At 68.6% G+C, this 15,226-nt stretch carries 10 protein-coding genes; 1 reads left to right on the top strand and 9 read right to left on the bottom strand.

Annotation, left to right across the window (positions count from 1 at the left end; genetic code table 11):
* Window positions 1-143 precede the first annotated feature (143 nt).
* From I8J29_RS01505 to I8J29_RS01470, 8 genes are all read right to left on the bottom strand, one after another.
* The gene (locus tag I8J29_RS01505; RefSeq protein WP_208845818.1) at window positions 144-1,859 is read right to left on the bottom strand and encodes an aromatic amino acid hydroxylase; all 1,716 of its coding nucleotides are present in this window, start codon (window positions 1,857-1,859) and stop codon (window positions 144-146) included.
* A gap of 34 nt (window positions 1,860-1,893) precedes the next feature.
* Complete coding sequence (gene fahA / locus I8J29_RS01500; RefSeq protein ID WP_208845817.1) at window positions 1,894-3,162, bottom strand: fumarylacetoacetase; 1,269 nt, start codon at window positions 3,160-3,162, stop codon at window positions 1,894-1,896.
* A 4-nt stretch (window positions 3,163-3,166) separates the two neighbouring features.
* On the bottom strand, window positions 3,167-4,126 hold the full coding sequence (locus I8J29_RS01495; protein WP_208845816.1) for a hypothetical protein: 960 nt from the start codon (window positions 4,124-4,126) through the stop codon (window positions 3,167-3,169).
* A gap of 217 nt (window positions 4,127-4,343) precedes the next feature.
* Window positions 4,344-6,338, bottom strand: coding sequence for an AMP-binding protein (locus I8J29_RS01490; RefSeq protein WP_208845815.1), 1,995 nt, complete (start codon window positions 6,336-6,338; stop codon window positions 4,344-4,346).
* A gap of 27 nt (window positions 6,339-6,365) precedes the next feature.
* Window positions 6,366-7,538: a homogentisate 1,2-dioxygenase gene (locus I8J29_RS01485; RefSeq protein WP_420831088.1), complete on the bottom strand. Its 1,173-nt coding sequence runs from the start codon at window positions 7,536-7,538 to the stop codon at window positions 6,366-6,368.
* An 87-nt stretch (window positions 7,539-7,625) separates the two neighbouring features.
* Window positions 7,626-8,735: a 4-hydroxyphenylpyruvate dioxygenase gene (gene hppD / locus I8J29_RS01480; protein ID WP_208845813.1), complete on the bottom strand. Its 1,110-nt coding sequence runs from the start codon at window positions 8,733-8,735 to the stop codon at window positions 7,626-7,628.
* A 222-nt stretch (window positions 8,736-8,957) separates the two neighbouring features.
* Window positions 8,958-11,759 (bottom strand): S-layer homology domain-containing protein, encoded by a 2,802-nt coding sequence (locus tag I8J29_RS01475; protein WP_208845812.1) that lies wholly within the window; start codon window positions 11,757-11,759, stop codon window positions 8,958-8,960.
* A 352-nt stretch (window positions 11,760-12,111) separates the two neighbouring features.
* Window positions 12,112-12,945, bottom strand: coding sequence for a phytanoyl-CoA dioxygenase family protein (locus tag I8J29_RS01470; RefSeq protein WP_208845811.1), 834 nt, complete (start codon window positions 12,943-12,945; stop codon window positions 12,112-12,114).
* Between the two features lie 136 nt (window positions 12,946-13,081).
* Between I8J29_RS01470 and I8J29_RS01465 the strand changes: the two genes are divergently transcribed.
* Window positions 13,082-13,882: an AraC family transcriptional regulator gene (locus tag I8J29_RS01465; RefSeq protein WP_208845810.1), complete on the top strand. Its 801-nt coding sequence runs from the start codon at window positions 13,082-13,084 to the stop codon at window positions 13,880-13,882.
* An 84-nt stretch (window positions 13,883-13,966) separates the two neighbouring features.
* Here I8J29_RS01465 and I8J29_RS01460 read toward each other — a convergent pair whose 3' ends face one another.
* Window positions 13,967-15,190 (bottom strand): enolase C-terminal domain-like protein, encoded by a 1,224-nt coding sequence (locus tag I8J29_RS01460; protein WP_208845809.1) that lies wholly within the window; start codon window positions 15,188-15,190, stop codon window positions 13,967-13,969.
* Window positions 15,191-15,226 lie beyond the last annotated feature (36 nt).

Raw genomic sequence — 15,226 nt, 5'->3', positions numbered from 1 at the left:
CAAGGCTTGTCCGGCTTGGCCGGGCGGCGCGCCCTTGTCCGGGCGCGCGCCGTTCGCGCGCGGCCGGACCGTTCGGACGTCCCTCTTCCCATAGGTATGTCCGGCCGGGGACGAACATGCGCAGTCAGTACCGCGGCGGTGGATCAGGCCAGAACGGCGAGGCCGTCGCGGATGAGGTTCGCGACGGAAGCGTGCTCCGCGAGCGCATCCAATTGCGCGCGAAGGATCGCTTCCATGTCGCGGAGTTCGGGGGCGGACACGGCGAGCTCCAGCAGCTCCAGCCGAAGCAGCCAGTCCCGGGAGAACGCGCGGTCCAGTCCGCGATGGACCTCCCGCAGCGCCTCCGCGCGGACGACGCCCGATCCGCCCTCCGACCGAAGGCGCGCGACCGTTCCGTAGAGCGCTTCCAATTCGGTCGGCGGCGGCGGTTCGTCCGCGGGAGCCGCCCGGGGCGGCGGCGCGCCGAAGTAAGCGACCGGGTCCGCGGCGCCGGGATAAGCGGTCGCGATGCGCGAGCCGGCCGCCATATCGTACGTTCCCCATTCGGGGCGAAACAGCTCGCGGCCGTCCAGCGCGACGGTGCAGGCCTCGAAGGAAACGAGCAGCACGTGCCGCTCGTCGCGCAGGATGCCCGCCACGCGCCCGCAAACGCTTACGCCGCTTTCGAACGCCAGCCGCGCGTCGCGTCCTTCCGCGATGCCGAGCTCCGCCAGCGCGTCGGCGCCGCAGGCTTCCAGCGCGACGTTCCCGAGCAGCCGGCCGATCGGCGTGCCGAAGCCGCGCGGGTGCCGCTCCCGGCCGTGTCCCGGCAGCTGCCGGCCGCGCGCGGACAGCGCCGTCTCGCCGGCGGTGTTCACGTAGACCGCTTCGCCGTCCTTGTTCTTGACGATCGACGCGACGACGCCCGTCACTCCGAGGCCGGAATCGAATTCGAACGTGGCGATGCCGCCGGACCGCTTCGCCGTCTCCAGGCTCGGCGTGCCCCCGATCCGGAATGCCATCGTATTCGCCATGGACCGCGCGCCTTCCTTCAATTCGTCGAAATTTTTGCAAACGAACAGCTTCGACTGCATTTCGGTGACGATTTTCGGGCTCGCCGCGCACGCTTCGACGGAATACGGCAGCTTCGCGACCGCGTCCGTGAAACAGTGCTTGCTCTCGGCCACGGACGAGAGCAAGCCGGCGCCGTAGATCTTGGGATCGGCGAGGTCGCCGACCAGGCCGTACTCCACCGTGGCCCAGAACAGCCGGGACACCTTCTCCGCCTCCGTCATTTCGGCGGCCGCGGCCTGCTTCTCTTCCGCGTCCCGCTTGGCGGCCTCCCGCTCTTCCGCCGTCGAGGCCGGATCCTCCATGACGATCGTCAGCCGCCGCAGCGCCTCGAACGCGGCGCCCTTGGCTTGCGAGGAGAACGCCTTGGCGCCGATCGCCCCGATTTCCCGCACGTAGGACCGGTAGTCCGGATCGAACAGGATCGGGGCGTGGCCGGCCGCCTCGTGCAGGATGTCCGGCGCGGGCGTATACGCGATGTTCGACAGCTTGCGGATCTCGGCCGCGATCGGCAGAATGCCGGTCGCCAGCAGCTCGTAGAAGACGGCGCCCGGAATCAGGCCGTTCACGATCGCCGCTCCCCAGCCGATCCGCGCGAGGCAGTCGTTCATCTCCGATACGCGGGGGATGCGCTCCGTGCCGATGCCGGAGAGCGCCAGCCCGTTCACGTACGCGTCGTGCGCCTTCCCGCGCAAGGCGCGGCGGTTCTGGCGCATCACGTACCGCCAGACGGCATGATCGACCGGCGTGTACCGGTCGTATCGCTGCTCGGCGACGTACGGGGCCAAGTGCGGCGGAATGTTCGTCATGTCGTTCCCTCCCTCTTCTGGTTGCGGCCGCCGGTCAAGGGTACGGGAGCGCCGGCAACACCCGTCCCGCGAGCTCGCCGAAGCCGACGCGGTAGCCGTCGCCCTGGCACCAGCCGGTCAGGATGACGAGGTCGCCGTCCTCGAGCCACGCGCGCGTCACGCCCCCGCCGAGGCGCAGCGGCTCCGCGCCGCGCCGCGTCAGCTCCAGCATGCAGCCGCGCGCGCCCTTCGCCGCCCCGCTGATCGTGCCGGAGGCGAGCAAATCGCCGGGACGCAGATTGCAGCCGCCGGACGTGTGATGCGCGATCTGCTGCGCGATCGTCCAGTACAGCTCGCGGTAGCTGCTCGCCGCGATCCGCTCCGGCCGTGCCATGGCGCCGCCCTGCAGGTAGGCCTCGAGCCGGATGTCGAACGTCTCCGGCGACGGGCTCCGCAGGTACGGGAGCGGCTCCGGCTCCTGCTTGCCGGCCGGGACGCGGAACGGCGCGAGCGCCTCGAGCGGCACGACCCAGGGCGAGACGGAGGTGGCGAAGCTTTTGCCGAGGAACGGCCCGAGCGGCTGGTATTCCCAGGCCTGGATGTCCCGCGCGCTCCAGTCGTTGACGAGCGTAAGCCCGAACAGATGATCTTCGGCGTCCGCGACCGCAATCGGCCGTCCCTGCCCGTTCCCCGTCCCGATCAGCCAGCCCGCCTCCAGCTCGAAGTCCAGCTGGCGGCTCGGGCCGAAGCGCGGCGCCTCCGCGTCCGGCGGCTTCAATTGACCGTTCGGGCGGCGCACGTCCGTCCCGCCGGCGATCAAGGAGCTCGACCGGCCATGGTAGCCGACGGGCAAATGCAGCCAATTCGGCATGAGCGCGTTGTCCTTGCCGCGGAACAGCGTCCCGACATGCTCCGCGTGCGCCCGCGAGGCGTAAAAATCCGTGTAATCGCCGACCTCGGCGGGCAGCAGCAGCTCGACCTCGCGCAGCGGGCGCAGCGCCGCCGCGCGCAGCGCTTCGTTATCCCGCAGCGCCGGTTCGTCCGCGTCCAGCAGGCGCGAGATCGTCTCGCGCACCTGCCGCCACGCCGGGCGGCCGAGCGCCAGGAAGCGGTTCAGCGAAGGCTGCGCGAAGACGCCTCGCCCGGAGGCGGCGGCAGGGGCGAAGCAGCCCGCCCGGTCGAGCGCGTCCAGGTCGAGCACCTCGCCGCCGATCGCGACGCCGACCCGCGGCGGCCCCCCGCCGCGCGGGCGGAACACGCCGTAAGGGAGATTCTGAATCGGAAAGTGGGAATCCGGTTCCACGCGAACGAAGGATCGCTTCATCGGCTCAGCTCCTCTGCTCCAGTAGTCCGAGCGCCCGCAGCTCGCCGACCGGCTCGTCGAAGCTGCAGCTGCCGAAGGCGACGAGGCCGCGTCCGCGGCACGCCCGGATGTCGGAAGCCGACGCGATGCGGTCCCGCCAGCGCAGCCCGACGTCCGCGAAGCCGAAGCTCGCCGGGTCCTCGTCCTCGAGAATCGCTTCGATGTCCGGCCGGCCGAGCCGGCGGGCGTAGGCGAGCGTGCCCGCGAAGAACACGTTCAGGTAGCCGTGCATTCGCGCATTTACTTCTTCCCGGTGCATGCGGACGGGATGATGCAGCCCGGCGGTGCACTTCAGCGGAAGCGACCGGTCCCGGCACGCTTCCAGGACGAGCGCGACCTGGCCCGGCGAAGGAATCGCGGCCGCCGTCACGCCGCCGGTCCGCAGCTTCGCGCCGAGGCCCGGCCCGCCGCGCGCGCTCCCGCCGGCGGCCGCCATGGCGTCCAGCGCTTCGAGCATGGCGGCCTCCCAGCACGCGTCGAGCGGCTGCGCCGGTTCGCAGAACAGCCGCAAGCCGGCGCCGGCGGCCGTCTCTTCGAGCGCCCGGAACAAGCCGGGCGGGAACGGCGGCGGAGGCAGCGGCAGCTCCAGCGCCGCGACCGCGGCCGCTTCGGCGTACCGCCGCCGGAAGACGGCGATCCGCGCCAGGTTCTCCCGCAGCTGCGGCAGGCAGTCCTCGGCGCTGCGGCTGCGCGCCGCGATGACCGTCAGCCGGAGCGGCCGATCCGCGGCGAACAGCGGCTTGAACGGCAGCAGCTCGCCGAGCCGCGCGACGGGGACGACGAAGCCGCCGAGCATCCAGCCGTCGCGGTCGCGCTGGTAGCGGCAATAGTTCCGCATGGCCGCCTCCATCGGCAGCGCCGCCGGGGGGTACAAGCCCGCGTAGTCGATCAGCGATTCCATGAACGCCTTCGTACCGGTTCGCATGTGCATGCGCTCCTTTCGGTATGGCTCGCCTTGAGTCCGCGGTTGAGTGCAAAGACATCCGTCTTGCGCGAAAGGGGGAACGATGCGAAAGCAGCAGGTTCCCGGAGCGTTCCGGCCAACCGCCCGCGAGCCCCGCAGGCTGCTTCTCGGCCGGCGGCGGCAACCCTTACGATTACCGCCGGCTGTCTCGCATCGCCTCGCCCCGCCTCGCCCCGATTCACCCCGCGTCCGGCCCTTGCCCGGCGCCGGAGCGTCCCCCGCCGCCCAATCCGCGGATCGCGTCCGCCGCCTCGGGATTTTCCAGCGCCGACAGATCGCCCGGATCCAGCCCCAGATAAGCGGCACGGACGACGCGCCGCATCACCTTCGCGTTGCGCGTCCGCGGCAGCGCATCGACGAGATGGACCGCCTTCGGCTTGAACGCCTTGCCGAGCCGGTCCGCGACCCAGGCCGCCAGCGCCGCCGCTAGCTGGGCCGCCTCGGCGGGGTCCGGCGCCGCGCCGGCAGCCACGACGAAGCAGACGGCGGCCTCTCCCTTCGCGTCGTCGGGCACGCCGACGACGGCCGCTTCCGCGACGCGCGGATGCGCGACGAGCGCCGATTCCATCTCCGCGGGACCGAGCCGCTTGCCCGCGACGTTCAGCGTATCGTCCGAGCGGCCCGTAATCGTCCAAAAGCCGTCCGCGTCCAGCCGCGCCCAGTCGCCGTGCACCCAAATATCCGCCCACCGGGACCAGTACGTCTCTTCGTACCGGCTCGGCTCGCCCCAGAAGCCGGCGGCCATGCCGACCCACGGCCGCCGGAGCACCAGCTCGCCGACTTCGCCGCGCACGGGCGCGCCCGTTTCCGAGAACACGTCCGCGTCCATGCCCGGCAGCGCCGCGTTGAAGCCCGCGGGGGCGATCGGCTTCAGCAGCACGTTGCCGAGGATGCCGCCGGAAATTTCCGTGCCGCCCGAGTAATTGACGATCGGAATCCGTCCCTTGCCGGCCTCGCGGAACAGCCACAGCCACGGCTCCGGATTCCACGGCTCGCCCGTGGAGCCGATGACCCGCAGCGCGGAGAGGTCGTGTCCGCGGAAGCAGGCGTCGCCGTGCGGCATGAGGCTCCGGACGAGCGTCGGTGAAAGGCCGAGATGCGTCACGCCGTGGCGGGCGGCCAGCCCGAACAGCCGATCGGGTCCGGGATGGCTCGGCGCCCCCTCGTAGAGCGCCATCGCCGCGCCGTTCAGCAGCGTGCCGTAGAGCAGGAACGGCCCCATCATCCAGCCCATGTCCGTGATCCACAGCATGGCGTCGCCGGGCTTTACGTCCATGGCGTAGCCGGCGTCGAACGCCGCTTTCAGCGGAAAGCCGCAATGCGTATGGACGATGCCCTTCGGCGCGCCGGTCGTCCCGGACGTGTACAGCAGCATGAGCGGATCGCCGCTATCCATCGGCACGGCTTCGGGGGGCGTCCCGCCGGCGCCGCCCATCAGCTCCGCCCAGTCCACGTCCCGACTCGGCCGCCATGCTACGGCGGCGCCCAGCCGGCGGACCACGACCGTGCGGAGCGCGCGGCCGGCGGCATCGGCCGCCGCGTCCGCCTCCGGTTTCAGGAGCACGGCCTTGCCGCGGCGGTAGAAGCCGTCCGCCGTGACGAGCAGCGAGCAGCCGGCTCCGGCGAGGCGCTTCGCCGCGGCGTCGGCGCGGTAGCCGGAGTAGATCGGCACGGCGACGGCGCCGAGCTTGGCGAGCGCGAGCAGGGCGACGACCGTTTCGGGGAGCATCGGCATGTAGACGGCCGCGCGGTCCCCCTTCGCGATCCCGAGCCCGCGAAAGCCGGCGGCCGCCAAGTCCGCTTGCTCCGACAGCTCCGCGTAGGTCATGCGCCGGGTTGCTCCGTCCTCGCCTTCCCAGATCAGCGCGGGCCGGGCGGCCGCGGCGGGATCGGCGAGCCAGCGGTCGAGCGCGCTATGCGCGATATTGAGCCGGCCGCCGGGGAACCAGGACGGCCGCGCGATGCCGCCCGCAAGCTCGACGACCCGGACGTACGCGCGCGTCCAGACGATGCCCATGTCCCGGACGGCGGCATCCCAGAACCAGGCGGCGTCGCCGACCGACCGTTTGTGGAATTCGTCGTAATCGGCGAAGCCCAGTCCCCGCATCAGCCGGTAGAGGCGCGTTTGTTCCGCCTCGGCTTGCGACGGGAACCAGACGGGCGTTTGCCCCATGCGTGCGGCCTCCTTTCCGATCGGACCTTACGGCTTGGGCGGAGCCGTCAGCCAGCTGCGGGCGTAGCCCCCGTCCTCGATGCCCTGCGCCTGCTCCGCGACCCGCAGCGGCCGGAAGGTGTCGATCATGACCGCGAGCTCGGTCGTCTCCTTCTTGCCGATGCTGGCCTCCGCCTTGCCGGGATGCGGACCGTGCGGGATGCCCGCCGGGTGCAGCGTCAACGAGCCTTCCTCGATCCCCTTGCGGCTGCCGAAATGGCCTCTGACGTAATAGAGCACCTCGTCGCTGTCGACGTTGCTGTGCGCGTACGGCGCGGGAATCGCCTGCGGATGGTAGTCGTACAGCCGCGGGCAGAACGAGCAGACGACGAACCCGTCGCCCTCGAACGTCTGGTGAACCGGCGGCGGCTGATGGACGCGGCCCGTGATCGGCTCGAAGTCGCCGATGTTCAGAATCCACGGGTACAAGTAGCCGTCCCAGCCGACGACGTTCAGCGGATGGCGGGCGTAGACGTGGGCGTGCAGCCGCCCGTCCTTCCTCAGGCGCACCTCGAATTCGCCTTCGTCCGTAAACGTTTCCAATTTGCCCGGCGGGCGAATGTCCCGCTCGCAGTACGGGCTGTGCTCCAGCAGCTGCCCGCGGTCGTTGCGGTAGCGCTTCGGCGGCGCGAGCCAGCTGTTCGTTTCCACGACGAGCAGCCGCGTCCCGGCGCCTTCGTCCGGCACGACCCGATAGATCGTCCCGACCGGCAGCACGATGTAATCGCCCGGGCCGTAGCGCAGCGTGCCGAACATCGTCTCCACCGCGCCTTCGCCTTCGCGGACGAACAGCAGCTCGTCGCCGTCGCCGTTCCGGTAATAATACGCCATCGCTTCCGTCGGCGAGGCGACGGCGATCCGCACGTCTTCGTTGCCGAGCACGTACCGCCTGCCTTCGACGGCGTCCCCGCCCGCGGCCAGGCCCGCGGTGCGAAAGTGCCGGTGGCGCAGCGCGCCGGGCGCTTCGTAGCGGGGCGCGCGTTCGCCGAGCAGCGACGCTTCCGCGATCTCCGTCGGCGCGTCGTGATGATATAGAATCGACTGGATGCCCGAGAAGCCCTTGGTCCCCATGACCTGCTCGCGGTACAGCGCGCCGTCGGGCCGGCGAAACTGCGTGTGCCGCTTCGGCGGCACGTTCCCCATCCGATGATAGAACGGCATTGCCATCCCCTCCCCCGCGCGTTCGTCTCGCCGCCGCGCCCGCCTGACCGCGCCCATAATCGTTTGCGGGCGGGCGCGCCAATCCGCCTACAGGTTGCCGCGGCGGGCCTGCTCCCGCTCGATCGATTCGAACAGCGCCTTGAAGTTGCCTTCCCCGAAGCCGACCGCGCCTTTCCGCTGGATGATTTCGAGGAACAGCGTCGGCCGGTCGACGATCGGTTTGGCGAAAATTTGCAGCAGGTACCCTTCGTCGTCGCGGTCGACGAGAATGTTCAGCTCCCGCAGCTTCGCGATGTCCTCGTCGATCGCGCCCACCCGGTCCGGCAGCATCTCGTAGTAGCTGTCCGGCGTATCGAGGAAATCGACGCCGCTGCGCTTGAGCGCGGACACCGTGGCGACGATGTCGTTGGTCAGGACGGCGATATGCTGCACGCCGGCGCCGTGGTAATAATCCAGGAATTCCTGGATTTGCGATTTGCGCTTCCCGTCGGCCGGTTCGTTGATCGGGAACTTGATGCGGCCGCCGCCGAACATCACCTTCGACATGAGCGCGGAATATTCCGTCGATATGTCCTGATCGTCGAAATGGATCATCTGCTTGAAGCCCATGACCCGCTCGTAATACTGCACCCATTCCTCCATCCGTTCCACGTTGCCGACGACGTGATCGATGCCGATCAGACCCGAGGGGGCATGCGGGATATCCAGCTCGCACGGGACGTAGTTCGGGAGGAAGGGGCCTTTGTACCCGCTTCGGTCGATCAGCGTATGAACCGTGTCCCCGTACGTGCCGACGACCGCCGTGACGACCTTGCCGTGCGCGTCGGACCGCTCCCGCGGCGCTTCGATCGGGATGCCGCCGCGCGCGACCGCTTCCCGGTACGCCTTCTCCACGTCGTCGACCCGCATCGCGATGTCCTTCGCGCCGTCGCCGTGCTTGCGGACGAACTCCGCGACCGGATGGCCGGGCGACAGCGCGCCGGTCACGACGATCCGCGCCTGCTGCTGCTCCAGCACGTACGAGGCGATTTCCGTTTCGCCGGTTTCGAGGCCGGCGTAGGCGACGGGCGTAAAGCCGAACCCTTTGCTCCAATAATGGGCCGCCTGCTTCGCGTTCCCGACGTACAGCTCGATGTAGTCGATTCCCCGCACCGGAAAAAAATCCGGCGCGTGCTGCTCGATCCGCCGTTTCTTCATGCCGTCACACCCTTTTCCGCGTTTGCCTTGCTTGAAGCCTTCGCTGCTGCGGACGATGTCGAATTGCGCTTTTATGCTAATATGTATTCCGCCGGCGCCGGAACTATCCGTCTCCGGGCTTGGGCAGGCGAAAAAGAACCGCCTCCCGACGGGAAGCGGCTCCGAATTCACTTCGAACGGGCGCTCGCGTCGGCCGAACGCGAGTTCCGCCGAACGCTATCGTTACTTGAACTCGTAATAAAATTTCGCCCGTTCTCCGAACAACACCTTGTAGATCTCGTCGTTCGTCTGCATGACGCCGCTCAGGAACGGCTTGTACGGCCGGTCGGCGACGTTCAGGATGCCGGTGTTGTAATGCTCCGCCCAATCGCCGATCCCCTGCCAATACCGGCCCGTCGCGGCCTGATCGACGTAATTGAACCAGTGGGCGCCGACGACGTACCCGAGGCTCGCCACGCCTTCCACGTAATTGCGGTAGCGCATGCCCCGCTCGAACTGGTTCGCGGCCGCGTTCGGCAGCAGCGGCGCCAGCCCCTGCTCCCCGGTACCGTAGCCGAATTCGCTGATCAGGACCGGCTTGCCGCCGGACTTCGCGTGCACGTCGTCCAGCAGATCGGTCTCGATTTTGTACGAATAGTAGTTGATGCTGATCGCGTCCGAGTACTTCCCTTCCACCTCCGCCAGCACGTCGCGGTACTTCGCGTTGTGAAACGACGTCGTGATCCACCGGTCCCCGAGCAGGAGATGATGCGGATCGTACTTGCGGTAGACGCGCGAGACCGTGCCGTAGAACGTGTCGAGGTAGAACCGGAAGAACTGGTCCATGTCCTTCCAGGACGCCGACGTCGAGACCGGAAGCGCCGCGTCCTTCAGCTCCGCGAAGGACTTGAAGCCCGTGCCCCAGCTCGCGTTGAACGCGCCGATCTTCTGGTACTTGTCCTGCAGCAGCTTGACGAGCCGGGCCTTGATCGCCGCCGAGCCCTTCAGCTTCGGCACGACGTCGTAAAATTTGTGGAAATCGTACTCGTTGCCCATGAAGTAGCCGATCAGCATCGGGTCGTTCTTGTTCGGCGCGACCGCCTTCGCGAACGCCTGGTCGAGCTTCGTCTCGGCGCCGGGGGCGAAGATGTCGAAGATCGAGATGCCGTCGAGCTTGGCCCAATCCATGTCGAGCGGGAGCATCCGCACGTACGGGAAGACGTTCGCTTTGCCGTACTGCTCGGGCGAATAGCCGCCCGCGCTGTTGAAGCCCCATTTGCGCAGCCGCTGGACCGCCTCCGCGTAGAACGCCGCGTCGGTCGGAAATTTGCCCGTTTTCCGGTACTTGTTCGCCATGTAGAAGGAGAAGCTGCCGGAGTCGGACGGCACGAACGCCGGCTTGTACGCGCCGTCGTACAGCGGCAGCCACTCGAACGCCTCTTCGCGGCCCGCCACCTTCGTATACGTCTCGTCCGCATGGATGCCGTTCATGCCGAGGCTGAAGAAGACGTCGCCGGTCGGCGTCGTCATCACCGTGCGGCCGCCGGCCTGCCGGATCGCGAAATAGCCGGTGCCCTTGAGGCCGTACTTGGCCGCGCTGCCGGCCAGCCCGCCGTAGCCGTCCAAGCCGGCCGGGGCTTGCAGGCCGCCGTAGTACGCGGCGTCCGCGGACGCGTCCGCCTTCAGCTCCGCGTCGCTCTTCACCTTCTCCGGGAAATTCGCCGCGGCCACCTGGCCGTACGCGTCGACCGTGAAGTCGGCGCGGCCGTTCAGCTTGTACGTCCGGACGGGACTCGCCTCCTTGCCGTCCTTGACCGCGTACGCGTCCAGCACGGCGTAGTCCGTCAGCCGGATCGGACCGGTATACGGCCGATACGGCGAGACGCCGTTCAACCGGTAATAGATCGGCGCGCCCTGCGAGCGCGTGGACAGCTCGACCGTCAGCCCGTCGGCGCCGCGGGACGTCTTGGCCGCGACCGTCGCCGTGGCGCGGTTGATCAGCACCTTGGCGAGCTGCGGCGACCAGGCTTTGGCGGTGCCGCGCAGCTCGACTTTCAGGTAGCGCGTCTTCGCCGGCAGCGCGAACGATTCTTCGGCGTACTGCTGCCAGCTGCCCGACGCGACGCCGACCGGATAGGACGCGGCGGCGACTTCCTTGTAGGTCTTGCCGTCCGCCGACGCGAAGTACCGGTTCTTCGCCAGGGCGATGCCGGTGAAGTAGTAGCTGGACGTCTGGAAGGACGTCATGTCGTAGCCGGTATGGTACACGACGCTTCCCGGCGAGGTCGTCGAACGCGTCGCCCGCTTCCCGTCGCCGCCGAAGTATTCGGGGCTGTTCCCGGCCAAGTAGACGTTCGAACGGTCGTTCAGCTGCTTCCAATCGTCGAGGGGATCGATCAGGCCGGCCTTCGCCAGGCTGCCGGGGATGTCCTTCATCGACAGGTCGATCAGCGCGGCCGCCTCCTGGCGGTTCATGGCCGCCTGCGGGCGGTACGTCCAGGCGCCGCCGTTCTGCGCGGCGTCCACGCCGTGCCAGCCGTGGGCGATCGCGGCGCCGACGCCCTCCGCCGCCCAGGCGTCCGGCTTGTCGCCCATGGCCGGCGCGGCGGGCAGTTTGAGGCCGAGCTTCTTGGCGTGACGCCATACCATCGCGGCGGCTTCTTCGCGCTTCACCGGCGCGTTCGGCGAGAACGCCGAGGCGGACGTGCCGTTCACGATGCCCGCCTTGTACGCGGCCCGGACGTAAGGAGCGGCCCAGTGGCCGCCGAGATCCTTGAACGGCAGCGAGCCGCCGGGATCCTGGAGCCGGAACGCTTCCGCGGCCAGCTTGGCGAATTGCCCCCGGGTCAGGGTGCTTTCGGGGCCGAATTGGCCGGGCGCGATGCCGTCGACGACGCCGAGCGCCACCAGTTCGTCGATGTACGCGTAGTACGGACTTGCGGCGGGGACGTCTTTGAACGCGGCCGCCTCCGCGCGGGAAACAGTTCCGGACAGCGCGGCGAGCGCGAGCAGCGCCGCCGTTGCAAAGCTAATGTTCTTGTTCATGCCGTCTCCTTTCGCTGGATAACCGTTCCAGTTCATAACGTTCGCGGCCGCCGGAATGTTTCGGTCGCTTGCAAGGTTAAGGTTTGCTCATGAAAAAAAGCCGATCGGCCCTTGGCGGGCTCGATCGGCTATTTCACCGGTTGCTTGGAACGATCCAGCGCTTCACGGTACGTGCATAACGTCCGCGAGTTACGTCTACGAGTTACTCTACGAGTTACGTATACGAGTTACGTCTGCGAGTTACGTCTGCGAGTTACGCCGGCGCGCGCTCTTGCCGAGCCGTCTCGCCGGACAGCCCGGTGCGCGGGTGGCCTCGTGCAAAACGCCCTCGCACCGGCGCCGCGCGCGGACGTCAGCATTCCGCGGACGTCATCTCGTTCGTGAACATCCGCTTGTATTCGCCGGGCGACAGCTTGACCGACGGCGCCGGCGCATAGTGGAACTGCAGCGCGCGCCTCCTTTTGGCGGAGACGTTGAACGGCGTGCCGTGATGGAGCAGCCCGTGGAAGAACAGCGCGCCGCCCGGCTTCAGCGGCACCGCGACGTCGCGGTCGACGGCCACGTTCGCGTCGCAGAGCTGCCAGTCGCGCACCGCGTAATGCGGGTTGGCGCCGTCCGCGTGCGACCCCGGAATGACGTGCATGCAGCCGTTGTCGAGCCCCGCCTCGTCCAGCGCGATCCAGACGCCGACGACCGCCTTCTCGTACGACAGGTTCCCGTACGCCATGTCCTGGTGCCACGGCTTCTCGCCGCCGCCGTACGGCGGCTTGAGCAGCGCCTGATCCTGCGCGAGCTTCGCCGGTTCGCCGAGCAGCTTCCCGACGACCGCCCCGATCGCCGGATGGAACGCCGCGGCATGCAGCGCGGGATGCGCGTCGACGTAATCGTACACCTTGCGCACCGCGAGCTCGCGTTCCTCGGCGGTCGCGAGCTCGCGCTGCGGCCGCGTGAACTGGATTTTGGCCTTCGGCTCCGGATCCATGATCAGTTCCATGAGCGCCGCGATGCAAGCTTCGGCCTCGCCCGGCGCGAGCATCCCTTCGATCGCGACGAAGCCCTGCTCCCGATACTGCCGGACATGGTCATCCGTGAATTCGGCCGGCGACGCGAGCGGCGCGTGCGCCCGGTCGAACCGGTACATGCGGGCGTTGATAGCCTGGGCTTGTTGTACGTTGCTGCCGTTCATCCTGCATTCCCCCATTTCCTAATCGGTTGCGTTTTGCTACGATTAGCATAGCGTGAAGCGGTTTCGCGGGAAATGGAAGGAACCGCGGCATTTTTGTAAGAACCTGCGGCCGCCGCCGCCGAAAGGGAGAATGCGCATGATCGATTACCTATGCGGGGCTTCGCTCGGCAAAGCCCGGTGCGAGCCGGGCTGGGCCTGGTCGCCGGGCCAGCCGATGCCCGATTACGACGTCTGGTACGCGCTCGAAGGCAAGGGACGAATGACGATCAACGGGGAACGCTTCCCGATCGGGAAGGGCTCCTGCTTCCTGCTGCGTCCCGGCGACCGCGTCCGCGCGACGCAGGACGAGGACCACCGCTTGACGGTCATATTCGTGCATTTCGCGATCGAGGGCAGCCCGGAACCGGAGCTGCCCGGGCGGCACGTCCAGTTCGAAGACGGGTCGCTCGTCGAGCCGTGCCTGCAGCGGATTCTCGACCTGCGGCTGCGCGGCGAACCGCGGCAGGACGAGGAATTCGGGCTGCTGATCCGACTCGTCCTCCTCCACATGGCCCGCCGGGAAGAAGCGATGCGGGAGCCGCTCTCCGCCATGCACCGGCAGCTCGTGCACAAGGTCATCGACGAATTGGCCGATCGGGCCGGCCGCGCCGTCTCCGCCGGACAGCTCGCCGCGGCCGTCGGCGTGTCCCCGCGCCACCTGAGCCAGCTGTTCAAGCAGCATACCGGCCATTCGCTCAAGGCGTACATGACCCGCTTCCGCCTGGAACGGGCCCGCTTCCTGCTGAGCGAGACCTCGATGAACATCACCGAGGTGGCGGCGGCGCTCGGCTATTCCGACATCTATCATTTCAGCAAAGCGTTCAAGCAGCACTACGGCGCCCCGCCGTCCCGGTACCGGTTCAAGGGGCGGCCGGCGGCGAGCCATTACGGCGAGTAGGACGAGAAAGCCGGCTTCGCCTTGCTCATAGCGACGAAACATAACCGCGCGGCCGACAAGCGCGGCCCGTCCGCCCTCCGTTCCTCACGGCCGGACGATCGTGCCGTCCGCCTTGCGGTCGATCGGGTACGGCCGATGGTACGGACGCGTCCGCGCTTCCGGCGAGAGCAGCTTCGCCGCCTTCTCCTCGTCGATGTCGACGCCGAGGCCCGGACGCTCGGAAGCGTACAGATAGCCCCCGGCAAGCACGGGATGGCCGGGAAAGGCTTCCAGCTCCTCCGGTCGGAACGTATTGTCCTCCTGAATGCCGAAGTTCCAGACGGCCATGTCGAGGTGCATCGCCGCGGCCTGGTTGACGGGATCGTTGTCGCCCCCTTCCTGCCACGCCGTGCGGACGCCGTACGCCTCGGCGAGCGCGGCGATCTTGCGGCAGGCCGAGATGCCGCCCGCCTTGGAGACGCGCACCCGCACGTAATCGATCAGCCGCTCCTGGATAAGCGGCAGCCATTCGTGCGGGCTCGTGAAGAGCTCGCCCATCGCCTGCGGCGTCGTACACTGCTGCCGCACGGCCCGGTACCAGGCGATCTGCTCGGGCGGCAGCGCGTCCTCGAGGAAGAAGAGCCGGTACGGCTCCAGCCGCTTCGCCAGCATGACCGCGCCCTGCGGGCTCAAGTGCTCGTGCACGTCGTGCGTGAACTTCGCCTCGCCGCCGAACCGCAGCCGGAGCTGCTCGAACATCGCCGGAATCGCCTCCAGATACGCCTCCTCGTCGAAGACGCTCTCCGCCGGCCACGCGTTATGCGGCCGCCTCGCCCGCCCGGCGGGAACGAAGCCCCCGCCGCCGTACGCGCCGAGCTGGCAGCGCACGACGGAATAGCCCTCCTCGCGGTACCGGGCGACGGCTTCGGCCAGCTCGGCGGCGTCGCCGCCGCTCGCGTGCGCGTAGCAGGGCACCGCCGCCCGGCACGGACCGCCGAGCAGCCGGTAGACCGGCATGCCGGCCTCTTTCCCCTTGATGTCCCACAGCGCCGTGTCGAGGGCGCCGATCGCCGTCATGAGCGCCGAGCCGTTGCGCCAATAGCCGCTTTGGTACATGGACTGCCAGATGTCCTCGATCGCCCCGGCGTCGCGCCCGACGAGCGTCGGCGCCAGCAGTTCCTCGACGACGGCGGCCACCGCCCCCGGATTGAAATGATCGTTCGCCGAGCCGATGCCGTGCAAGCCCGGCTGATCCGTCTCCACCTTGACGATCGTCCAGCTCGCGTCGTGGCGCGAGCGAATCAGCCGCACGCGCGCGATTTTCGCCATTCCTCCGCCTCCTATTCCCTGCTTCTCCTTCCCGCT

Origin of the sequence: Paenibacillus artemisiicola, from assembly GCF_017652985.1 — a bacterium.
GTDB classification, from domain to species: Bacteria; Bacillota; Bacilli; order Paenibacillales; family Paenibacillaceae; genus Paenibacillus_Z; species Paenibacillus_Z artemisiicola.
This window is presented reverse-complemented; position numbering and strand designations above follow the sequence as displayed.